Source organism: Kothea flammea (assembly GCF_052161645.1).
Lineage (GTDB): Bacteria > Planctomycetota > Planctomycetia > Pirellulales > Pirellulaceae > Laterigemmans.
The window spans coordinates 3,824,220-3,847,931 of the sequence record NZ_CP197414.1; the positions used below are offsets into that span (position 1 = coordinate 3,824,220).

At 55.9% G+C, this 23,712-nt stretch carries 13 protein-coding genes; 5 read left to right on the top strand and 8 right to left on the bottom strand.

Going from position 1 to position 23,712, the window contains the following annotated elements:
- Nucleotides 1-229: 229 nt before the first annotated feature.
- Nucleotides 230-2,116 (top strand): hypothetical protein, encoded by a 1,887-nt coding sequence (locus SH139x_RS14625; RefSeq protein ID WP_488355932.1) that lies wholly within the window; start codon nt 230-232, stop codon nt 2,114-2,116.
- Nucleotides 2,117-2,164: 48 nt separating this feature from the next.
- Here the strand turns inward: SH139x_RS14625 and SH139x_RS14630 are convergent, their stop codons facing one another.
- On the bottom strand, nt 2,165-2,605 hold the full coding sequence (locus SH139x_RS14630) for a Fur family transcriptional regulator (protein WP_488355933.1): 441 nt from the start codon (nt 2,603-2,605) through the stop codon (nt 2,165-2,167).
- A 144-nt stretch (nt 2,606-2,749) separates the two neighbouring features.
- Between SH139x_RS14630 and SH139x_RS14635 the strand changes: the two genes are divergently transcribed.
- From SH139x_RS14635 to SH139x_RS14650, 4 genes are all read left to right on the top strand, one after another.
- Nucleotides 2,750-3,166, top strand: coding sequence for a hypothetical protein (locus tag SH139x_RS14635; protein ID WP_488355934.1), 417 nt, complete (start codon nt 2,750-2,752; stop codon nt 3,164-3,166).
- Between the two features lie 43 nt (nt 3,167-3,209).
- The gene (locus tag SH139x_RS14640; RefSeq protein WP_488355935.1) at nt 3,210-4,985 is read left to right on the top strand and encodes a hypothetical protein; all 1,776 of its coding nucleotides are present in this window, start codon (nt 3,210-3,212) and stop codon (nt 4,983-4,985) included.
- Nucleotides 4,986-5,519: 534 nt separating this feature from the next.
- A complete protein-coding gene (locus SH139x_RS14645; protein ID WP_488355936.1) occupies nt 5,520-8,135 on the top strand; it encodes a PSD1 and planctomycete cytochrome C domain-containing protein in 2,616 nt (871 codons plus the stop codon).
- A gap of 58 nt (nt 8,136-8,193) precedes the next feature.
- Nucleotides 8,194-9,627, top strand: coding sequence for a DUF1501 domain-containing protein (locus SH139x_RS14650; protein WP_488355937.1), 1,434 nt, complete (start codon nt 8,194-8,196; stop codon nt 9,625-9,627).
- Here SH139x_RS14650 and SH139x_RS14655 read toward each other — a convergent pair whose 3' ends face one another.
- From SH139x_RS14655 to SH139x_RS14685, 7 genes are all read right to left on the bottom strand, one after another.
- Nucleotides 9,628-10,473 (bottom strand): hypothetical protein, encoded by an 846-nt coding sequence (locus SH139x_RS14655; RefSeq protein WP_488355938.1) that lies wholly within the window; start codon nt 10,471-10,473, stop codon nt 9,628-9,630.
- 154 nt (nt 10,474-10,627) lie between these two features.
- The gene (gene sppA, locus SH139x_RS14660; RefSeq protein WP_488355939.1) at nt 10,628-12,547 is read right to left on the bottom strand and encodes a signal peptide peptidase SppA; all 1,920 of its coding nucleotides are present in this window, start codon (nt 12,545-12,547) and stop codon (nt 10,628-10,630) included.
- A 334-nt stretch (nt 12,548-12,881) separates the two neighbouring features.
- Entirely contained in the window at nt 12,882-13,706 is an 825-nt protein-coding gene (locus SH139x_RS14665) for a hypothetical protein (RefSeq protein WP_488356021.1), read from the bottom strand.
- A 221-nt stretch (nt 13,707-13,927) separates the two neighbouring features.
- Nucleotides 13,928-15,322, bottom strand: a complete 1,395-nt coding sequence (locus tag SH139x_RS14670) for a DUF1501 domain-containing protein (protein ID WP_488356022.1) — start codon at nt 15,320-15,322, stop codon at nt 13,928-13,930.
- Nucleotides 15,323-15,381: 59 nt separating this feature from the next.
- Entirely contained in the window at nt 15,382-18,384 is a 3,003-nt protein-coding gene (locus SH139x_RS14675) for a PSD1 and planctomycete cytochrome C domain-containing protein (RefSeq protein ID WP_488355940.1), read from the bottom strand.
- Between the two features lie 270 nt (nt 18,385-18,654).
- The gene (locus SH139x_RS14680) at nt 18,655-20,106 is read right to left on the bottom strand and encodes a DUF1501 domain-containing protein (RefSeq protein WP_488355941.1); all 1,452 of its coding nucleotides are present in this window, start codon (nt 20,104-20,106) and stop codon (nt 18,655-18,657) included.
- 29 nt (nt 20,107-20,135) lie between these two features.
- Nucleotides 20,136-23,504 carry a DUF1553 domain-containing protein gene (locus SH139x_RS14685; RefSeq protein ID WP_488355942.1) on the bottom strand — a complete coding sequence of 1,123 codons (3,369 nt, stop codon included), beginning with the start codon at nt 23,502-23,504 and terminating at the stop codon, nt 20,136-20,138.
- Nucleotides 23,505-23,712 lie beyond the last annotated feature (208 nt).

The window sequence follows — 23,712 nt, forward strand, 5'->3', positions numbered from 1 at the left end:
AAGCCGACACCGAGTATAGTCGAACCGCTCAAGCCGGCGGGTTGGGATCAGAACACAAAGCGTATTCGAAATATCTGCTGAGCGAGTCGCCTGTTGACACGTGATTCGCTTGCGGCTGCAAAGCGACTGGTGAACCTCTGCTGCTGGTCGCAAATTGGCCCAGTCTCTATAATCGACGACAAGCAAATTTTGGAATGTGGCATCGCATTGAGCACCTGAGCCGTCAGACATGAATCGTCAGTATATTATTCGCAAGCTAAGAGAACGCTATCTACACCGCATGCCGTTGAATATCAGCGCTGTCAAACGTGACGATCCCAAATTGGTCGAGGCGGTGTATCAGGAAACACCATTTTGGGGCTGGAAATCGGCACTTGAAGACGCGGGCATTGACTACGATAAAATTCGCGTTGAAGTCTTGCAAACGGTGGAATGCAAAATTTGTGGTGAACACTTCCAGCAACTCAGCTCCCACCTGATCGGAATACACGAGATCCAGCCTGAGGACTATCGCGAAACATACCCGCACGCGGAATTAGTCAGCGAACAGCGTCGGGAGCAAATGACGGGAAGTCTGCGGGTGAAACCGCATCCCGAATTTTTGCCGCACTGGGAACCGATCTACACTCGCGAGTATGTGCTGGATCGGATCAACACCTATGCCCAGGAAGGTTTCTGGATGGATGTTGATACCATGACGCAGATTGATGTCAGCTTGATCGCCGCCGCTCGCAACTATCTGGGCATTGATTGGGACGATTCACTGCGGCTTATCGGACTCGATCCGGCGGAATACCGAGGCTTGGTCCGCGACGATGATTACACGCTAGCGGACCTCCGGCAATGGCTCGATGATCGCGAACGGGCAGGACGCAACTGCACACAAGGCGTGCTGATGCTGGAATTTGACGAGTGGCACCGTCGTCCCCGTTTGTTTATTTGGGGATTGCGACAATACGGTAATTGGCGAGCCGCTCTGCTGGCTGCCGGTGTCGATCTGGGAAAACCAATCTTCGGCGGCCATCCATTCCTCAGCAAACAAGACGTAATCGCCGAAATCCAACGACTGCGAGACACCACAGACGACCTCTCCCACACAACCGTCTGCCTGCTGCCGCAAGGCAATCAATTAACCAACGCCGGTGCCCACTTGTTTGGGAATTGGGAAGCCGCCCTGGATGCCGCCAAAGTACCTCAGGAAAAGCGGGTGAGACGCATTACTTATGAAACGGCCAGCGATGTGCTAACTGCTATTTCAGAACGGATCGAGCACCATTTCAGCCTTTCCCCAGTCGATCTCTATTTCGGCAGCCGATCGGATGTTCCGCTCTGGAAAAAGGCGTTTGAGCTGTTTGGCAGTTGGCGAAAAGCGGTCAAGGAAGCGGGGGGGAAATCGCAACATACCAAGCAAGCAGCGGAGACTCCTTTTTCCACAAAAACCAAGGTCATCGCCGAGCTAAAACGGCGTTCCCGCGCGGGGCAAGTATTAGCCAAACGTGAAATGACTCGCGAAGAAGTTGACAAACAGTTGTATTGCATGGCGATCGGCTATTTCGGCAATTGGCAAGCAGCCGTCCGCGGCGCTGGCTTTGACACCACAGCCTACAACCAAAAAAACCTCAACCCACAACGAAAATACACTGAGGCTCAGGAGATCATCGACGCCATCCAAGCCCGCCACCGCAGGTCCCAACCGCTGAACGCTCGTGGACTCACTCACGGCGATCATCCCGACGCCCCCCTGTTGTACGCGGCACGCAAAGTATTTGGTGGCTGGGAAGAAGCAATCAACGCCGCTGGCATCGACTATGGCCAAGTCGCTCGCAAACAACAAGACTATGACGCAATGAAGCATCGCAACTATCGGACTTATACGACGCAAGAGGAAGTCATTCAGGAAATTCAAAGGCGTCACAAAGCCAAGTTGCCGCTGACTCACCGCGCGCTCACCCGCGGCAACCCCGACGTCATCGATAACGCCCTGCTGGTCGCTGGCCAAAAACTGTTTGCTGGCGACTGGAACCAGGCATTGGTCGCCGCGGGCCTCAAACTGAGCGACGTCCTGCCCGCTTGGGTGCTCAGACGCAAAGCAAACAAAGAAGCTAAGCAGAGTTGATACGAAGTCACCAGTTTTGCCGCATGGCAACTGGTTAAATCGCAGCCGTCAACAGGCAACACGGCAGCTGTTGCAATGGCCGCGGACCAAAATTTCGGTCACTTCTCCCACCCGCTCGGTCTCGAGTCGACTCTCGGCGGTCAATTCGACATCGTCCAGACAAGTGACGTCGCCGCAATCGACACACAGAAAATGGGGGTGCGCGGCGACACGGCCAGCTTCGCTGTCGACGATCTCAAATCGCCACACATGGTCTCCCAATTCGGCCCGCCGCAGCAATCCCTTGCGAGTCATCACGTTCAAATTGCGAAACACCGTCGCGCTATCCACCCCAATCGCCGCCAATCTTTCAGCGACATCGGCATGGGTTTGCGGCGAAAAGGCTAAACGCAGCAGTTGCAGGATGGCAATGCGGGCTGGCGTAACCCGCAGTCCAGCACCCCGGATCGCTTGCTTTACCGACTCCAGCGATTCGTCATGGTCGGTCATCACGGAACCTCGCGCGCTGCGGCACAGGAACGATCGGTCTGAAAAAGTGACTTGGAAAAACCAAATTTTAATCGAACTCGACCGCAGATGCAATCGTAGTGCAGACGCAGGTGCGTTTCGAATTGGCTCTCGGGAGGAAATGAAATGTTGCGAACGGTTCTTTTGGCGTGCACAAGTTGGTTATTACTCGCCCCCCTTTGCTTTGCTGCCGAGCCGAATCGGCTGCTAATTGTGGTCCCTGACAAGCAGACGGCCGACACCCTGGCGGCGGCGTTTCCGGGGGTTCGCAGCACTATTCTCAAGCAACACGAAGGAGAACCGCAGGAAGCGATCAACAGGCGAGCATTAGCCCTGCGGCATGCCACCCATTTCGTGTTCGATGATTCTCGCGAGTCATTGGACACGGCCATGTTTCGCGAGCGGTTGCAAATGCACGGTGTGACCACGATCAATTTGCGACACTATTTGCCGACAGCGGATAAAATTCGTCGACCAGCAAATGCGGAGCAATCAACTCTGATTACCAAACTGCTGGCGATTAACTTGGAACCGAGTGAATAACGCATCATTCCACGGCTCACTTTGACAGCTCCCCCGGAACCCCATGAATCTCCTGCCAAGAACGCCCCTCCGCCTGCTGCTGACCTGCTTGGCGGTATTCGCCGTCGTTTGCCGTAGCGAACAAGCCGCGCCAGCACAAGAAGCCAGCTCCGCGGCTCACGCCATCGCAATCCCGTCGCACGCCGAGGCGATTCCCAGGTCAAAATTCTTCGCCATCGAAGCGTTGCCGGAGGAAACGCGGGCACTCTCGCAACAACTGCTGGCCAAGGCTCTCGATGGAGAAGCCTTTTACACCCTGGTCGGGCAACTCAAGCCAGTTTCCGAGGGTTTCTGGCGAGGCTACTATGCGGTTGACGGGTCTGCGGAGCCAAATGAGTCGGCCGCTACAAACGAGTCGGCAAAGGGCGGTGACCTATCCGAAATCAAACGGGTCCGCGCGGCACTTGCTCCTTGGAACATTCCCGAGTTATTTTTCGCTGATGTCTTGTTGTACGGGGCGGTGCAAAACGGCCAACGTTACGCCTCGGCTTACGTCGTTCATCTGCCCAGCCTGCGGAAGCTCATCGAAGCCCAACACGCATTCTTCACTCGCCTGGGGATCACCGTAGATACTCCGCCAGGAGAAGTGATGTTGATGCTCGAACGGTGCCGAGAGCCGGATGATCGCTGGCGAGGCTTGGGTTTGGTATTTGGTTATCCGCAACATGCGATCGACTTCTTTGTCGAGGCTGGCATGCACCAGCGGGCGACCGGAGAGTTTATCGAACGCGACTTCCGGCAGATCCCAACCCGTGGGAGTCGCACGGGGCGTTTCGTCTACGCGGTTCCCAAGCTCAGCCAACCACAACCGGAAGATATCCGCTTGCGGCGCGACGCCGCGCCGCTCTTCGCCGAACACCGTCGCTTGCGCAACGAGGATCAGCCCTCCCCAGAACAAGCCGCCGAATTCTTAAGAGATTGGATGGACGATGGCCGTGGAGCCTGCCATCCCGATCACCTCCTCGCCAAACTTTCCGTAATGACCGATGCGGAACTGGAAGCTGAAATAGCATCTTGGGAGAATCCCGAAATAAGCTTGCCGAAAGCCGCTTTCAGCCATCTGTCTTTGGTCGTAAGTCAAGCTGAATTTGACGCGCTCCTCGAATCGGAATTTGTCCAAAATCAATTGGCGACGAGCGTCGGCAACTCCCCAACGTCCGCAGCTGTCAACAACCAGGACTCAGTGCTCCTACTTCAAGGACGAGACAACTACCTGCAGTTTCTCAGCCCCGGAAACAAACAGGCTCATCCGATTGGAAGTTTTGCAGTGAGTTGGTTTGTCGAGAGGGCAGGGGACGCGGAGCCCTCTGCGCGGATGATAACAATGGAATCTAGCAACGCACTTCGAGTCGACGACGTTCCTTCAATTTTGCCGCACCGGGAATCGGGAGCAAAAACTGCGCAGCAAGTAGCCAACGAAAGTGCACCGAGGCAAGAATCTGTTGAGCGAGTTGAGCAAGACGATGCCGAGAGCAAGCTGATGCGAAATGTCACCAGCTTGACCCTATCGGTACCGCGCGACGCTGCCATTGGCATGCGGGCTGAGCTTGAGAAGCTAGGCTGGAACACCACTGAGTTTGATTCGCGTACTTGGATTGTGCGTGGCCCAGAATTCCGACTTCTGCTTTCGCTTCTCCCCGCGGGACGAGCGGCCAAAGTAGCATCGATCGGTTTCGAAACGAAGTCAGGTGCGGAGCGTATTGGGCCACTAAAGCTCGGAAACTGCACCGAACTTTCCGCTGACGGAGCGGGAGCGGCCTGGATTGACTTTACCGAATAATTTGCAACCTTCGATCGCACGATTACCGTTGGGGGACCACCATGAATCGGCTTGCACATTTTTCTTGCCTGTTATTCGCGATCCTTGCCGGCTGCGGTGCAGGTCCGATCGCATCCCACATCGCTCAGTTTATTGGAAGCGGACTTGGAACAGCAACTTTGACGGGACTCTAACCTCGCCCATGGATCTAGCACGTGCGGTAGCTGGGGGAAGTGCGGCTGATTGGTTTTCTGGCGGAATCTTAGTAGAATGGGACTGGAAATGATCAGCGATCGAGGCAGCGAATCGCGAGCATTGTCCCCCACCTAACTTTTTCCGTGAATGCGATCTCCATTTCCCCGGACCCGTCCGTTGGTACAAAGCACCACCATTATCTCAGCCCCGATCCTCTCGAAACGGTCGCCTATCGTCAGTGCTCTGTTTCGCTTTCTTACGATTGGATTGCTTGGACTGTTGCAACTTTGTCTGACTTGTGTGGCTTCGGGTCAGGCTTCCCAGGGGGACAGGCCGGCTGAAGCCGGGACACCAGCGCAGGTGGCGTCGGGTCAAACTTCCCAGCCCAACGAACGAGGCGAGCAAGAAGTATTCTTTGAGACGCATATTCGCCCGCTGTTGATTCAACACTGCTACGAATGTCACTCGTTGGAATCAGGTGACTCTTCGGGTGAACTGCGTGTTGATGATCGCGCCGCGCTGCTCCGTGGCGGCACGCGCGGCCCGGCGGTTGTGCCTGGTCAGCTGGACAAAAGTTTGTTGATCCGCGCCGTGACTTACACGGACAGCGATTTAGAAATGCCACCCGCTCAAAAGTTGCCAGCCGACAAAATTGAGTTACTGAGAAAGTGGGTAGCAGCGGGAGCCTATGATCCCCGCCTTGGTCCCAGCGATGGTCCACCGGCAACCAGCGAACCTTCGATCGACCCACGCGACCACTGGGCGTTTCAGGCTCCCCGCTCGGCCGCGCCAGTCCCTGAGGTGCGACCGGCGGCTCGCGATTTGATCGATGCCGTGGTGCTCAATCGAGTGACTAAGGAACCCGGCATCAGCCCCGCTGCGGAAGCCTCTGCCGAAACGTTGCTGCGGCGACTTTCCTACGATTTAACCGGTTTGCCTCCGGAGACTGAATTAGCCGCTCAATATTTATCCAGCGACCGACCCGATGCCTACCAACGCTTAGTCGACCAACTGTTGGCAACTCCGGAGTTTGGTCAACGTTGGGGACGACACTGGATGGATGTGGCCCGTTATGCCGATACGGTTGGCTACGCATTGGGAGGCCAGGACCGACGCATTCGCGGGAGTGAACGCTACCGTGATTGGTTGATTCGCAGTTATAATGATGACCTTCCTTACGATGCCATGATTCGCTATCAGTTGGCAGCCGACAGCTTTGATCCCCAGGGCGTGGGAGGACATTCAGATGCAATGGGCTTCATCACCGTCGGCCGCCGGTATCTCTCTCGCCATGATACATTGGACGATCAGATCGACGTGGTGACGCGAGGATTGTTGGGGATCACCGTTGCTTGCGCGCGTTGTCATGATCACAAATTTGATCCCGTGCCCACCACCGACTATTACGCGTTATATGGCATTTTCAACAGCAGCCAGCACAACGAAGCTGAGGACAGCGCTTGGCCGCTGCGCGTTACCGATGTGGACAATCCGCACGACGTAAAGGTCTTCGTGCGTGGCCAGGCGGGTAATCAAGGCCCGCCCGCCCCGCGACGTTTTATCAGCGTCCTCGAAAGCGAGCAGCCCCAACGCTTTACCCAAGGCAGCGGACGGCGTGAGTTGGCCGAAAAAATTGCCTCAGTCGACAATCCTCTAACCGCTCGCGTCTATGTCAACCGCGTCTGGAGCCACCTGCTCGGTAAGCCGTTAATCGATTCCCCCAGCGACTTTGGCGTGCGCACGACAGCCGGCGAGTACCCGCAGATTCTCGACGATTTAGCGGTGCAGTTTCAGCGCGAAGGCTGGAGCACCAAACAACTGATTCGTCGCATCGTGCTGACCAAGACCTATCGCCAAGCGGCCACCACCTCGGCCCTCGCCCAAGAGCGTGATCCCGACAATCGTTTGTTGGCACGGGGCAACCGCCGACGATTGGATTTCGAGTCATTGCGTGATTCGATACTGCTGGTCAGCGGCAGCCTGGAGCGACGTTTCGCTGGGCCACCGCAGCCAATCCTCAATGATCCCACTCCACCACGCCGCACCGTTTACGCATTCGTCGACCGCCAACAACTGCCTGGCGTGTTTCGCGCGTTTGACTTTGCCAGCCCCGATGCCCATTCTCCGCAAAGGTATTTCACCACGGTTCCCCAGCAGGCATTGTTCCTGATGAACAACTTGTTTGTGCAACGAGCTGCCCGAGCGACCGTAGAGACGATCGAAGCTCGCCTGAAGTCTGACGCCAAAGATAATCGTCAGTTCGCCAACGCGTTATTCCAACAAGTGTTGATGCGAGCGCCCAGCAAGAACGAGCTGGCGATGGCCAGCCGCTTCCTCGCCGCCGAAGCTGCCCCGGTCGTGCCTCCCTTTGCCCCGCAAAGACATTGGCGATACGGCGTCGGCCAACTAGACGCGAACGGCTTGGTGGAAACATTTCGCCCTTTCCCGAAGTTCGTCGACGGGCGTTATCAAATGTCCGACAAGTTTCCCGATCCGCAGCATGGCGGCTATGCGAATCTAACGGTCGACGGCGGCCACCCCGGTGATGGCGAACAGTGGGCCGTGATGCGACGCCTAATCCCCGATCGCGATGGCACGGCGACGGTGTTCGGCGAGATCAACCATCCCAGCGACCAAGGTGACGGAATTCGCGTGACTATCAGCAGCGAAGAAATCATACGCTGGCAAGAAGTTGTCAAGGCGAACAAACGTCCCTTTGGCCCAGTGACGTTTCCCGTGCGAAAGGGTCAACCAATCGACCTAATTGTTGACGATCACCTGTCTACCAGTTTTGATTCGTTTCGCTGGAGCACCACGATTCGAATTACCGACGAGGCGGGGCAGTCGTCCGCGTTCGATACCATGGCCGACTTTCAAGCACCCCAAGCCGACGAGCAAGCTCCCCTGCTGCTCGACCGCCGCAGCCAGCTGGCCCAAGTCTTGATGATGAGCAACGAATTTTGCTTCGTCGATTAGATTTGTGACTTGCCGCAAAAGTACAACAAATTTCCCGCGACACTCAGGCACACCGCAGATGACGAATTCCCCCGGTCCACGCTCGCGACGCGACATGCTGCAAAAATGTGGGATGGGCATGGCCGGTATGGCTTTGCATTCGCTGCTTGGCGAAGGGCTGTCGGTGCGCGCAGCCACGGAGCTCGGTGGCGGGCCGCTGGCCGACAAACCGCCCCATTTTGCCCCGCGGGCAAAACATGTGATCCACCTATTTATGAATGGTGGCCCCAGTCATGTGGACACTTTTGATCCCAAACCGGCGTTGCAAAAATTCGCGGGCAAGACAGCTCCCGGGGGCAACCTGAAAACGGAACGCCCCACCGGCAGCGTGATGCCGTCGCCATTTAAGTTTCAAAAGTACGGCCAGTGTGGAATCGAAGTCAGTGAGTTGTTTGCCAAAACAGCCGAATCGATCGATGAGATTGCCGTGATTCGCTCGATGCGAGCGGATGTGCCCAATCACGAACCGTCGCTGATGTTAATGAACACTGGCGAGTCACGCTTGGTCCGCCCCAGCATGGGATCATGGTTGACTTACGGATTGGGGACCGAGAACCAAAACCTACCTGCCTTCGTGGCCCTTTGCCCGGGAGGTTATCCAATTAAAGAATCTCAAAATTGGCAAGCAGGTTTTTTGCCTGGGATCTATCAGGGCACCTACGTCGACAGCAGCCACACGCAAATCGAACGCCTGATCGAAAACGTCAATAACCACCATATTGCCCCCGCCGATCAACGCGATCAATTGGACTTGCTGGCGGAACTCAATCGTCAACATCAATCGCAACGATCTGGCGACGCGCGGCTGGAGAGCCGCATCGAATCGTTCGAGTTGGCTTACCGCATGCAAACCGAAGCCGCCGAAGCTTTCGATGTCAGTCGCGAGCCCCAACATATCTTGGACATGTACGGTCCTGGCACGCAAGCACGACAGATCTTAATCGCCCGTCGCTTGGTGGAGCGCGGCGTCCGATTTGTCCAAGTTTGGCACGGAGCGGGACAACCTTGGGACAACCATGATGATATCGAAGAACGACATCGTGCGCTGGCGGGTGAATGCGATCAAGCCATTGGCGCGCTGCTGAAGGATCTTAAACAGAGCGGCTTGCTGAAAGATACACTCGTCATCTGGGGTGGCGAGTTCGGCCGCACACCGGTGGTGGAGTTACCCAAGGAAGGTGCCAACGCCGGCAAAATGAATGGTCGCGACCACAACCATCATGGCTTTACGATGTGGCTAGCCGGCGGAGGAGTTCGAGGTGGCACGGTGCATGGCGCCACTGACGAACTAGGCTTTCGCGCCGAAGAAAATCGCGTTCATGTGCATGATCTGCACGCTACCATCATGCACTTGATGGGATTCGATCACGAGCGGTTTACTTATCGCTACGCAGGTCGTGATTTCCGACTCACCGACCTGTACGGCAATGTTGTCCACGAAGTGATTGCCTGATCAGCGGCGAAATGAAGCCGGCTTGGCCTTGATCCGACCACTCACCGAGATGGGATCATCGCGAAAAGGGTCGATCCGTTCGTCAGGCACGCTGCGGCGCTTCAAAGTCGGCTGATGTTCCGCTGGAGTGGGCGTGCCAGTCCGAGGGGCAGGGACCGTAGGTTGCACGATCGGAGCATGCGGGTGTGGATGCACGTGCTGATTTGGAGGCGAGTGTTGATGATGACTCATAAAGGGCTGTAAGCCATGCCCGGTGCCGATGGCGTCGCAACCGCTGTCATCACAGGCTACCGTATCGCAAACTCCAGTATCACAACCATCCGCATCACAGCCATCCGCATCACAGCCGCCACTCGCCGTGGTTCCAAAAATAAGCAAATCGAACCCGGCTGACAGTTTGCCGAAGACTGCTTTCAGTGGCTTCTTGCCGCCGCGATGGTGCCCGGTTTGGCAATCGCAGGTTTGCGACTGACACTCGCCGTTGTGAGGCTGATAATCGGCCCACAACTCGGCAGCGGGCATTCCCGGAATCGCCGCCACGTTCGACTTAGGCGACGAAGCAGCGGGCAAACTCGGAGGTGGCACGGGGACCAAGTGGGTATGGTGATCAGGCGCAGCCCTACCCAGGCTAACCTCTTCACTCGTCGGCCAACCCTCTTGCGCGTTTGATGTATGCGTTGCCCGGACCACAACCGAGCGACCATATAACGTAGTTCGCCCGGCATCGTTCTGTTGTCCATTCTGCGCTTGTGCGGAGGGCGTCAAGCTGACCAACGCTGCGAGACCAACAGGAGCAAGCATCAGCCTTAGACGCCACCGCGACTGGCTGTGAAGACTTAAACGCATGACTTATTCCACCAGAGTGTCGTGATCCCACAATTGGACGAACTTTAGATTTCATCCGCTGCATAATCGATCGGAATCGGAGAACCGTTAGACACAGAAGAAACGTAATCGCGAGCAAAGTCTTCGCAACCGGCATAAATTACCAAGGCGTTACTTAGCGGATCTGCAGCTCGGCGGGATGCAGTGCCCAAATCGTGGGAACCCCACCCTGCTGCGAGATCGCATCGCGTAACAGCAAGCCGGTCGTTTCAAAGCGGAATCCGCGGCTCTTCAGCACGCCGACTGCGCTGCGAATTAGCGACGAGGAAAAGATTTCTTCTTCCTCAGCCTCGCCCAGTAATTCCATCAAGTCAAAGCCCGACGATTTCAGTGGACGGTGAATAATGTCATAGTCCTCCAAGTCGGCCTTCTTGGCGATTACCACCAAGCAGTCATCGAGTCCACCGATGGCATCCACTAAACCGTGAGCCTTGGCCTGTTCGCCAGACCACACGCGCCCACCCGCCAAAGGTTCAACCTGCTCGAGGGGCAGTTGGCGTGAAGTGCTTACCAGTTGTAGGAATCGACCGTACACATCATCAATCGATTCTTGCAAGGTGGCGACATCGGCGTCCGACCACGTGCGATCGAGGGCAAAGGCAGCTGCCGAGTCGTCCAACGTGATCGCTTCCACACGCACACCCACGCGGCGCATCAACGACCCAAAGCTCAACTTCATGGCAAACACGCCGATCGAACCGGTAACGGTTGCCGTTTCGGCGTAAATTGGTTCGCCAATGCAACTCACCCAGTATCCGCCCGAGGCGGCAACTGACCCCATGGAGATAACGGTCGGCTTCTTCTTTGCCAACGCTGCCAACGCTTGTCGAATGACTTCGCTGGCCGTTGCGCTACCGCCGGGAGAGTTCACTCGCACCACCACTCCATGCACGTTGTCGTCCGCGGCCAGTTCATTAATAGCCTCAACGGTGGGACCTGAGACAATGGATCCGCCCGCTGGTTTTTTACCATCAATGATGTCACCTGAAAGATGCAAGACGGCGATCGACGCCTCGCGTGCTTTGCCGCTCTTGCTCGGCGGGCCAGCCATCAAGGTACCCACCAACTCGAAGAACGAAGGTTGTTTCTTAGGCTTCTTCTTTGCCGTGATCCATTCCACCTCGTCGCCAAGAAACTCTTCCACCTTTTCCCGCATGCTACCGTAGGGAGCTAGTTGATCAACCAACCCGCTAGCCAATGCTTGCTTGGGCAACAACATCCGTTTCTGTTGAAGTTTGCGGACCTCGGCGACTGGCAATCCACGCAATTTTGCGAGCCGCGAGACCGTGGCACCATTGATCGACTGCAGCATGTCGAGATAATGCTGGCGCAAATGGTCGCTCATCTGAGGATTCAAATAAGGCTCCACCGCTCCCTTGAAATCGCCAGCCCGCACCACGGATGCTTGCACCCCAACCAGGTCCATCGCGTCACGGTAAAACATCGATTCGAGCGCAGCCGATGGCATATCGATGCCGCCAAAGTCGGCCAGCATAACATGGTCGCAACATGCCGCGATCGCCAAATGAACGTTGCTGGCCGACTCCAACCAGGCAATCATTTTCTTGTTAGCCTGCTTGAGCCGACTTAACCGCCGAGTCAGTTCGTCCAACTGAGCTGAATTGATCACGAGAGCACTGTCCGACAAATCAAACACGACGCAGCTGGTTTCTTCGTCAGCGGCCAATTCGTCTAAGTACTCGCAAAGCCGATAAAACGATTTTTGTTTCGCCGAAGATCCACCGAGCAACAGGCTGGTTGGATCTAATGACGCTCCCTGCAGTTGGTCCACATACTGCCCTGACATGACCAATAAACGAACTTGCAGTTTGGCAGCTGCTTGCTCCTCAGAATCGGCTTTCGTTTCAGCCTTTGCCTCCTCTTTCGGCGGCTTTTTGGCCTCTTTGTCCTTCACTTCCTCAGTTGCCGGGGGTTGCTCAGCAACCGCGTCTTGCGCGGCCAAACCGGCGGTAAACGGCGGTGCGGTGAGGCCACAAACAGCCAACACCATAAACCAATGACGAAGACGCAACATGAATCAAAACTCCGAGGACAGAAAAGAAAAACTTGCACGGGCCGGGTGCTATCAGCTAACCCAACAGTATAGCTCATCGTACAGTCCGTACCCTCGCTAAAGACCACCAGTTTCATCCCACTTGCTGAGCATGCTGGCACTGAACGGCTGTTTGGTATTATCCCCGGCTGGGCCTAAACCGGGCAATGGCGTCGCTTGCCGTGGTCTTAGCTTTTCAGTCCCCGGGAGCATTTTGTAGAAACCATGGTGATACCGAATCACGCGATACCGCTAAAAATTGCCCTGGAGGGGAAAATCGAACGCTTCCGCTGACGCAGATACCGCTTTGATGTTGTTATTTCAATACCGGGCCAGCTAATTTCGCACCATTGGTGTCGAGAATCTGGAAGTGATGGATGCCATTCCGCTTGCCATCCACATAAGTCCAAACCACCTGCTTGTCGCGATTGACTTCGATTAACTTCGGCGCCTGCGGGTCGGCACCGCCGCCAGCATAGCTGGTAATCACCACGTTTCCATTTGGTAACAACTGTCCGCCACAAGGATCTTGCAACCAAGGACCGGGCAAATCTTCATTGGTCAATTGCCACTCAATCTTACCTGCCGAATCAAAATCGATCACCCGATTACCGTGGGTGCAACAAACCAGCGTCATGCCTTCGCCGTGTCGAATTGCCGTGAATGGCCAGCTGTGGATCGCCGTCCCGGCGTCATCTGGAACTGTGGTATCAATCGAACTTAAAACGTTACCGCTCGCGTCATAGTTCCGCACGGCAAAATCCAACAGGTGCGGTACCAGATAAGTGCCATCTTTCAACTTGCGAGCCATGCGTGTCTGCATATGATGATTTGGCAGCTGACACGCCAAACCAAACTCCACTAGCACTTCACCGTTACCATCAATTTCCAACAGCCGAGGCTTGGGCCCAGCCTCGGTCAGCACAAACGTGCCACTACTGGTCGGATGCGCGCTATTCACCTCCGCTTGAGTTCCCTTCCACAGCAACTTCTCTTTGCCATCGGTTGCGATTATCATCACGGCGCCCCCTGGGTAAGTGGCCGACTTACTCAACGTCAGCACAATGTCGCCGGAAGCAAGCACATATCCATCACGGGTAGCATGGGGATAGCTCCAGACCTGCTTGCCATCCGCCCCCATGATGTATGTCTCTTGACCGCAAGCCAAGAAGCTATGGGTGACCTCCGCGGCTGAAATGGAACCGGCAAAAGCGGCAGCGAACAGGCTTGCCGACAGGCTGGCTAACCAGAGCGAGCCGGCACAAGATTGCGAACGTAGCATGGGGGACTCAGACGTAAGAGGTTGTTAACAGCAGGAGGCACGTGGCAATTCAAAGATAAGTCCGCATCCCCGAGAAAATCTCAGGCAATAATGCCTTCAATCAGATGCCCTTTGACATCGGTCAGCCGCATGTCACGGCCTCCGAATCTAAAAGTCGAGCGGGTATGATCGACACCGAGTAAATGTAACATGGTGGCGTGCAAGTCGTGCACTTCGGTGCGATTTTCAACCGCTTTATAACCCCATTCGTCCGTGGCACCGTAAATCGTTCCCGGCTTGACACCACCGCCCGCGAGCCACACGGTAAAGCCGTACTGATTGTGATCGCGGCCGTTGGCACCTTGCGCAAATGGGGTTCTGCCAAACTCACCGGCCCACACCACGAGCGTTTCATCCAATAATCCGCGACTGCGAAGATCCTTGAGCAGGGCGGCAATCGGTTGATCGACCGCGCGGGCGTTATTTTCGTGCCCGTCTTTGAGATTGGAATGCTGGTCCCAACGATCTCCACCAACGGATGGGCAGGTTAACTCGATAAATCGAACACCTTGCTCGATCATGCGACGAGCGAGCAGACACTGAGTGCCATAGGTCCGGGTGGGGCCATATTCAGATTCCAATCCATACATCTTCTTGATGTGGGCCGGCTCGGCTTGTAGCGACATCAACTCGGGCACGGCCATCTGCATCGCGTACGCCAATTCGTAATTGCGAATCGCCGACTCCAGGCTATCGTGCTCACCAAACTGATCGACGGCAAAACCATCAAGCTGGTTAATGAAGTCCAGTTTGTGCCGCTGGGACTGTTGAGTCGCCTCGGTGCGGGAAATATTTGCCACACCACTGCCGGAGGGCTGGAAGACCGATCCTTGAAAACTAGCTGGCAGAAATCCGCTGCCAAAGCAATCGAGTCCACCCGGCGGAATCAGTCCTCCGTTGATAACAATAAAACCTGGCAAGTCGCGGCACTCGCTTCCCAAACCATAATTGACCCAAGCGCCCATCGAGGGGCGGCCCTGTAAGCCACTGCCGGTGTGCATAAAATAGTTGGCAAAGGTGTGCTCGGGAAACTCCGAGACCATTGAACGGACAACCGCCAGCTCATCAACGCAGGTCGCCACCTGGGGAAATAACGAACTGACCGGAATCCCCGCTTCGCCATACTGTTGAAACTTCCAGGGGCTGGCCAGCACCGTGCCGTTATTGTTGAACTGGGTCGGTTCCACATCAAACAATCCTCCCGGATCCTTACCGTTATACTTATCAAGCAGCGGCTTGGGATCAAATGTATCAACTTGCGACGGACCGCCATCCATATATAAAAAAATGACGTTTTTCGCGGTCGCGCGGTGGTGAGGGCCGTGCCCGGCAAAACCAAGTTGTTGTTGCGGCTTGGCATCGGCCGCGTATGCGGGATCCTCGCGAAGCGCGGCCAACGCGACCGCACCAAAACCGCCAGCGCAGGTGGCCAACATGTGTCGCCGGGATACCGGCAAGGATTGATAACGTTGGCAGGGAAACTTGGGTTGTTGTATCATCGGAGGAAGATAAACTCCTTGGTGTTGATCAATGCATGGGCGAAATCCGCCCACACCTGCGGGTCATCTTGCGGGCAACTGCGGCGGTCGGCGGTCGCCTCGATATATTGTTGAGCTACCGACAGCTCCGCAGCCGTCGGTGCCCTGGTGAACGCCGCCTGATACATCGCCTCGATTCGCCCTTCAATGGTGTCGTGTTGCTCCAGCGTCTTGTCGGCCCAGTGTTTGGCTTGCAAAACCACCAAGGGGTCGTTCATCAGAATCAGCGCCTGAGCCGGTACGTTGGAAACATTCCGTCGCCCCATCGTGCTGAACGGAGCGGGGGTATCGAAGGTCAGCATAAACGGTGACAAGAAATTCCTTCGTACGGCGATGTAAATTGAGCGGCGACGATTTCCATCGAGGGGACCATTGGCACCCGGCCGCCCCCGCCCTTGCATGAAGGAGGTCAAGTGAATCGGCACAGGCTGACCAAACATGGTCGGATCAAGCTGCTGAGAAATTGTCAGCAGAGCATCGCGAATCGCTTCACCTTCCAGCCGCTGCGGCGGGCGATGATGCCACAATAAATTTTTCGGGTCTGCATGCCGCGCCGCAGCTAGAGGTTGGCTGGTCATCTGATACGTCCGCGACAGCACGATGGTGCGGATCAAACTTTTGATACTGCGACCATCACGCATGAACTGTGTCGCCAAGTGGTCGAGCAACAGCGGATGCGTCGGCGGTTGACCGAGCACGCCGAAGTCATCAGTGGTGGGCACAATGCCGCGCCCGAGCAAGTAATGCCAGACACGATTCACGGCAACGCGGGCGGTCAGCGGATTGCTGGGATCATTAATCTGTTCCGCCAATTGCAGGCGGCCGCTACCTCTGGCAATCGGCAATGGCTCGTCGCCGGTAATCGCGGTGAGAAAATGACGTGGTTCGAGCTTCCCCAATTTCGAGGCGTTACCGCGGATGTAGATATGCTGTTCTTCCCCCGAACCATCCAGCATGGCCATCGCTAATTGAGAGCGATGCTGAACTTGGCTCTGCAATTCGCTCCGGGCGAGTGCCCACTCCATCAACACTGCGTGCAATTTCTCCGCCACACCGCCAACTTGAGCCGCGAAATCGTCGATCAACTTAACGCCCGCTTGCTGATGCTCGAAGATCTGTTGGCGTACTTGCGGAGATGCACCTTGCGCGACCAGGATTACCTCCAGCTGTGCATCGATGTCGGGTGTAAACTCAAGGTGCAAACGATGGCCCAAGTAACGGCTCAAGTTCAGCTCGATCCAATCAGTCCCGGGGGCGATGTGCTTTACCGTCTCGCCGTGCAACGGACCGGCGATCAAGCGATGAGAATCGACACAGGCGACGACGTGTCCTTGCCCACGCACCAAACAGCTAACGTTAGGACTGGTCAATTCAAAGCTAGGTGTGCGCAACGTGCGGCCGCTTCGCGGAATGCTCGCGAGACGACTGCTGTTGCGAACTCCCGATTCGGAAACCGACTCGAACTTGCCCCAGAACGGATCGCTGACGGCGGCCCCATGTTTGGCGAATTGCAACTGGGGCATCTCGCCATTGAGCATTAATAGCGGTTCGCCCAGGCGAAGTGGTTGCTCGCCAAAAATAAACCCATCCTGGAAATACTGGTCAATAGGCAACCTGCCATAGTCAACCACGATGAAAGGTTGCAGCGCTTCGGGCACTGCTGGCAATTGCGGCGGGTGGAGTTCTTGATCTGCGAGTTGGCTGAGAATTTTGTGCTGATAGGTGTTGTCCAACTCGGCTAACTTTTCGGCGATCTCACTGTTATGCGCGATCGATTCAAAACGAACTTGCCGATAATCGCTACTTTGCAAGAATCCCAGCAGCGAATAGTAGTCGGCTGTGGAAATCGCATCAAACTTGTGATCATGGCAGCGGGCACAAGAGACAGTGACACCCAAGAAAGTCTTTGACATCACATCGATCATGTTATCAAAACGGTCGGCCTCGTCTTTGCGTATGTCGACTGGTGAATGCACCCATTCCCCCAGGAACCAAAATCCGGTACCCAAGACTGACTCGTTGAATCCTTGCTCGGGATGCAGTCTTGGTTCGGCCAATAAATCGCCAGCAAGATGCTCTCGGACCAATTGGTCATGCGGTACGTCCGCATTCAACGCGCGCACGATATAGTCGCGGTATTGGAATGCGTTGGGGGCATCATTATCAAATTCATGGCCGCGAGATTCGGCGTATCGCACAAGGTCCAGCCAATGCCGGCCCCAACGTTCACCAAAGTGTGGCGAGGCGAGCAATTCGTCGACCAGTTCCGCAACCGCTTGCGGCGAGTCATTGGCGAGGAAGCTGGCCGCCTGAACGGCTGTCGGGGGCAATCCAATCAAGTCAAAATATAAACGCCGAAGCAGAGCGGCGCGATCGGCATCAGCGGCAGGCTGTAGTTGGTTCGCCTCCAGTTTGGACAAGATAAAATGATCCAAAGGACGCTGTGGCCACTGCGTGTTGCTGACCGTTGGCAAGGCGGGATCCTCGATGGGTTGCCAAACCCAGTGATCGGACTTTCGCTGCTGCAGATCAAACTCGGTGCGTGTCTCTCCGACGACGGGAGCATCCTCCTGTGGCCAAGGAGCGCCCATTTCCACCCAACGTTCCAGATGGCTGATTTCTTCATCAGACAACTTTCCCGAGGGGGGCATTTCGTAACCTTCATACCGTACCGATTCAATCAGCAGGCTGGCGTCAGCGTCACCGGGAACCAAGGCTGCCCCCGAGTCACCACCCCGCAACAAACCACTGCGGCTATCGACCAACAATCCCGCCCTCAGTTTTTCGGAGGTCGTGCTGTGGCATGAATAGCAGTGGTCGGCAAACAACGGACGCACGTGCTTTTCGAAGAATTCCAAATCCGCGGCGTTTGACGGTGAAGCATCCGCAGCCACATCCACCGCCAACCCTCGGCTACAAAACAACAAGGCAGTTAGGAGCAGCGGAATAATGAATTTCACTGGAAACCTGGGCGGGTGATTAAGGGAGGCGGGGCAATAAGGCGGGGTAACGGCAGGTCGGCAACCTTGCGGGCTGCTTTCCCCAGCATCTTGTTTCCCCAGCAACTTGAGACATTGAAAAGCCAGACGATGCTAAGTTTTGGCCTGTGACTTGCTGACAGCCATGCTGACGGACACCACTTGCCATATCCGACTGGTCTGCAGCCCAGTTTAAGCTATTCAGACCGGTCATGTCGAGCAGATTATCGATACAGCCGCCTCCAACATCGCTCACGCCAGGATCGCCTGGGCGACGACACCCGATACATCGGTGAGGCGAAAATCTCGCCCAGAGTACCGATAAGTCAGGCGTTCATGGTCGATCCCCAACAAATGTAAAATCGTTGCATGCAGGTCATGCACGTGCATGCGATTCTCCACCGCGGCGAAGCCAAATTCATCGGTGGCGCCGTGTACCATGCCACCTTTGACACCGCCGCCGGCAAGCCAAACGGTAAATCCATGGTTATTGTGATCGCGTCCTTTCGCACCTTCGGATACTGGCGTACGTCCAAATTCGCCACCCCACAGCACCAAAGTATCTTCCAACAGGCCGCGCGCTTTCAAATCTTTCAACAAGGCGGCAACCGCTTGATCGCTCTTCTTTGCCTTGTCAGCGTGGCTGGCAATATTCTCATGATCGTCCCAGGGCTGGCCATTCCCATAATAAACCTGGACCATCCGCACGCCCTGCTCAACAAGCCGACGGGCCGTTAGGCAAGCATCGGCAAATTCACCCTTTCCATATAGATCACGAGTCGCCTGCGTCTCGCGATTCAAATCAAACACCTCTTGGGCTTCGAACTGCATGCGGAAAGCCATCTCCATCGACTGAATCCTGGCCTCCAAATTACCGTCCTCGCCCCCTCGCTGCGCTAGATGGATCGAATTCATTTCATTGAGCAAATCCAACTGAACTCGCTGAGAAGTCCGCTGGAGATTGGGGTTGCGAATGTGTCGAATCACCTCTTTGGGATCAAGCTTGGCATTGTTGATATGTGTTCCTTGGAAGATACCCGGCAGAAAGCTGTTGCTCCAAAGTTGCGGACCGACCACCGGCTTGCCCGGACAGAGCACAACAAAGCCGGGCAGATTCTGGTTCTCCGTTCCCAAGCCGTACATTAGCCACGAGCCGAGCGAAGGGCGGGTGGGCTGCGTCTCTCCGCTGTTCATCATCAGCAACGAGGGCTCGTGATTGGGAATGTTAGTGTGCATCGAGCGAATCACGCAAATGTCGTCGATGCAACTGGCGACATGCGGAAAGAGTTCGCTGACCTCAATTCCCGCTTCACCATATTGCTGGAATTTAAAGGGCGATTTCATCAATCCGCCCGTCTTACGCTCGGTTTTCAGGTCAGCCGCTGGTGGCCGTTTACCATCGTATTTTGTCAGTTGGGGTTTCGGGTCAAAAGTATCTACTTGTGAGGGCCCCCCATTCATGAACAAATGGATCACGCGTTTTGCCCGGGGCCGAAAATGCGAAGCTTTAACAGCCAACGGGTTATTGGCTTGTCCGTCCACGCCCCCGGCGAGCGCGGCGGCTCCACTCGAATTTTCGCCGGCCAACAACTTCTCATCGGCTAGCAAACAGGCTAGTCCGAGCGACCCCAATCCGGTACCAACCCGTTGCAGCAACTCTCGGCGACTCGGTAGCGACATTTGAAATTCCTGAGTGTGATTCATTGATAAGCCTCAAAGCTCGCCGCAGAGATTTAGTCGATAAAAGTGAACTCATTCGCCGCCAATAAGACCTGGGCGTACTGCACGGTGCGCGGCATATCGGGATGGGCGTCCGAATCGTCAGCTTGCAAGAAACCCAGTCCCAAACTCACCTCACGATCAGTCGCCGGTCGTCCATACAGCAACTCAAACGCGTGTCTTATCGAATCAGCCCACGCCTCCTGGGGACCGGCGAACAATTTGTCGGCTAACACTCGTGCTTGCTGAATCATAAAAGGGCTGTTGAGCACAAACAGTTGCTGTTGGGGCACGATCGTTTGGCTGCGCGAAGCACTGGTGATATTTGCATCGGGGAAATCAAACAACCGCAACAAGGGATTCAAGTCGTGGCGGCTAATCTTTCCATAGACCGTGCGGCGGAGATTGTCGACCGCGTCAAGGTTGGTTGAAGGTCCACCCAGACTGACATCGAGTTGGCCGGAAACCGCTAGCAGGGAATCGCGCCATGCCTCCACGTCTAGCCGGCGACGGTTCATTCGCCACAGCAACGAATTGTCAGCATCGATCTCGCTGTTACTCGCGTCGTTTTGCGAACTCAGCCGATACGTTGCCGAAAGCATGATCTCTCGGTGCAATGCTTTGATGGACCAGTCGGCTTCGATAAAACGCCGCGTCAAGTAATCGAGTAACTGAGGATGCGTGGGGCGTTCACCCAGCACGCCAAAATTGCTAGCCGTCCGCACCAAACCGCGTCCGAAGTGGTGCTGCCAAATACGATTCACCATCACGCGAGCCGTCAATGGGTTTTGATCGTTGGCAATCGCCTCAGCCAACTCCAGACGCCCGCTGCCTTGGGTAAAGGGAGCCGGTTCGCCCTCCGACAGAACTTGCAGGAAGCGACGTGGCGCGAGTTCACCCTGACGCGCTGGATTGCCGCGAATATAAACATTCAGATCGGTCGGTTTCGCTTCGTCAATCACGTGAGCAACAGGATACGGCGAACGTTGATCGGCTTTAGCTTGTGAGAATTCAGCTCGCAGCTCGGCCAGCCGCTCGCGTTTGTCCGGCGTCAGGATCTCTTCCAGTTGCTCGTCCGCCACAGCAAACAAACCCTTGTCGGAAAAGGCCACTTCCAGCAGCGCGGCCTGAACTTTGTCGAGCACGCCTTGGTCGGGCTGAACCTCGCCTTTCATAATCAAGGCATAGTCGTTGGGTCGCTCGGTGTAGACGCGAAACTGGATGCTGGCCTGCTGACCACAGCCACCTTGGTCACTGCCCCCGTTATCCAATCCGGCACGCGCTTTGAAATGAGTGGCACCAGGCGGAATGTCATACACCAGCACGCAAGGAGCGTGAGTCCCCAAGCCATTTTCAAAGCTCACTCCGCCAGCACGGAGCGGTTGTCCGGAAACGTTGCGATTGATGTTGACTTGACCAAACCCGTTATCGACCGCTTTCCACTTCAGATCAGTCAACTTGATTTCGCCCGACGCTGTGACAAAACGTGGCTCCAGCCAATCGGCATGATCACAACTCTTGCCGTTTCCGGCATCGGTAATCACCAGATACAGCTCCGAGCCGCCCCGCAGATCCACATTGAGATCCACGATCGGGTTATTCCTTGTCACCAGCGGGCTACTGTAGCGCGGCGTCCCGGCCGCCCGGCTCGGCTCAGCAGCGGCTGCTTGCTGATCGGAACTCGCATCGCTAGCCACAGCATCGCCAGTCACACTGGATGCTGGCTTACGACCGGCACGAATGTCGAGCGCCAAGATCAGTTCGGCTTGGTAAGCCTGGGCCAACTCGGTCAAGCTATCGGGAGGAAGCGGTTGTCTCTGCGTGTCAGCCGAGTTCGCAACCAACGCTTGCGTGTGGGCGAACCAATCCTTGAGGACCGGCTCAGTCGCTTTGCGATCACCGCCCAGCATATCGACAAACCGCTGTAGCACCAGCTCGCTGAGTCCCCGCTGCGTAGCCAGTGCGTTAACTGCGCTAACTGCGGTCGAATTATCAGTCGATGCAATATCCGCCGCTGAGTTATCAGACAAGGCAGCCTGCTGGATTTGCCAGGCGACCAGCAGGTAAGCGGCAAAGTCGGTCGCCAGCGCTTCGCTGGCTCCACGCTTTTCACTGGCAATGAAATTCTTGACTGCTTCTTCCGCTTGTTTCAGCCGTTGCTCAGCCTGTGTGAAAGCTGCGACCTCCTCGGCGGGGACCAGCGGTTGATCGGCCAGTCGACAGCTTTGGAAAACTCCAGCCAACGAGTAATAATCCTGTGTGGGTATGGGATCATACTTGTGATCATGACAACGCGCGCAAGATACCGTCAGCCCCAAAAAGGCCCGCGTCAACGTATCGACCCGATCGTCCAATTCATCGGCTCGCGCTTTGGCGGCATCCGTATTCTTGTAATACTGAGCTCCCAATCCGAAGAAACCTAACGCGGGAAGATGTCGAAATCGTTCCTCTTCGCCCATCTCCATTAAGTCGGCGGCGATCTGGTATTGGACAAATTTCTTGTAGGACAGATCACTATTGAATGCATCAATCACCCAATCGCGGTAGCGATAACCACTGGCGCTCGGTTTGACAGCGAACGTGTGAGCCTGATCTTCCGCGTAGCGGGCGACATCCAACCAATGCCGTCCCCAACGCTGGCCGTAATGGGGCGATGCGAGCAACCTGTCAATCACGACCTCATAAGCCGCAGGGGATTCATCAGCCAAGAAATCCTCAATCTCCTCAGGCTTGGGAGGCAAACCGATCAAGTCAAACGTCGCCCGCCGAATCCAAACGCGTTTCGAGGCGGGGTCGACTGGTCGCAATCCCGCCGATTCCAGTTTGGCCTGGACAAAATAGTCAATCCCATTGAGCGTCCAATGGGGCGTGGAAACAGCCGGTAACGGAGGCATCACGGGAGGTTGAAAGGACCAAAACTCTTTCGCGTCGGCGAGGCTCATCGCTATCGATTTTGCCGCCGCGGGTGGCGTGGTCTCAGTTCGCGGGTCAGGGGCTCCGATTTCAACCCAACGCACAAAGTCGTCAATAATCGTTTGATCCAGTTTTCCCCGCGGTGGCATCTCGAACGAATCATGTCGCAACGCGTCGATCAACAAACTGGCTGCCACATCGCCGGGAACCACTGCTGGCCCCGAGTCGCCGCCGGCAAGCAAGCCGTCGCGGTGGTCGAGTATAAGACCGCCGAAAATCTGCTTCGCATCGGCCGCGTGACACGAATAGCACTCCTGCACCAAGATGGGGCGAATCTTACTCTCGAAAAATTCGAGACCCGCCTGATCGGGGCTAGCTTCGTCGGCCGCCGTTGCAACTCGATCAGTAAACCAAAAGGCACCAAAGATTGCAAACAGCAGAACAATTCCATGCGAGCGGAGAGTAGACATCGTGACGGACTCTCGGGCGAAATGGCGGAGGGAGCGGCAAGGCAGGGGCCACTAGACGTTAAGCTAACGACTCGTGGTTGTTTTTGTGGGGATCCCTATTCTATCTGCTGCTACGCAGCGAAACCAGTCTGGCAGTGCTGAAAGCGGCCAGTCACGCCGTTTTGGATGAGGGCCGGGGTTTTGAACGGCTTTCGAGCGCGAGCACGAT

Excerpts from the sequence above, each read along its gene's own strand:
- SH139x_RS14625 (WP_488355932.1), top strand. The coding sequence starts at position 230 with ATGAATCGTCAGTATATTATTCGCAAGCTAAGAGAACGCTATCTACAC.
- SH139x_RS14630 (WP_488355933.1), bottom strand. The coding sequence starts at position 2,605 with ATGACCGACCATGACGAATCGCTGGAGTCGGTAAAGCAAGCGATCCGG.
- SH139x_RS14635 (WP_488355934.1), top strand. The coding sequence starts at position 2,750 with ATGTTGCGAACGGTTCTTTTGGCGTGCACAAGTTGGTTATTACTCGCC.
- SH139x_RS14640 (WP_488355935.1), top strand. The coding sequence starts at position 3,210 with ATGAATCTCCTGCCAAGAACGCCCCTCCGCCTGCTGCTGACCTGCTTG.
- SH139x_RS14650 (WP_488355937.1), top strand. The coding sequence starts at position 8,194 with ATGACGAATTCCCCCGGTCCACGCTCGCGACGCGACATGCTGCAAAAA.
- SH139x_RS14655 (WP_488355938.1), bottom strand. The coding sequence starts at position 10,473 with ATGCGTTTAAGTCTTCACAGCCAGTCGCGGTGGCGTCTAAGGCTGATG.
- sppA (WP_488355939.1), bottom strand. The coding sequence starts at position 12,547 with ATGTTGCGTCTTCGTCATTGGTTTATGGTGTTGGCTGTTTGTGGCCTC.
- SH139x_RS14665 (WP_488356021.1), bottom strand. The coding sequence starts at position 13,706 with ATGGGGGCGGATGGCAAGCAGGTCTGGAGCTATCCCCATGCTACCCGT.
- SH139x_RS14670 (WP_488356022.1), bottom strand. The coding sequence starts at position 15,322 with ATGTTGGCCACCTGCGCTGGCGGTTTTGGTGCGGTCGCGTTGGCCGCG.
- SH139x_RS14680 (WP_488355941.1), bottom strand. The coding sequence starts at position 20,106 with ATGAATCACACTCAGGAATTTCAAATGTCGCTACCGAGTCGCCGAGAG.
- SH139x_RS14685 (WP_488355942.1), bottom strand. The coding sequence starts at position 23,504 with ATGTCTACTCTCCGCTCGCATGGAATTGTTCTGCTGTTTGCAATCTTT.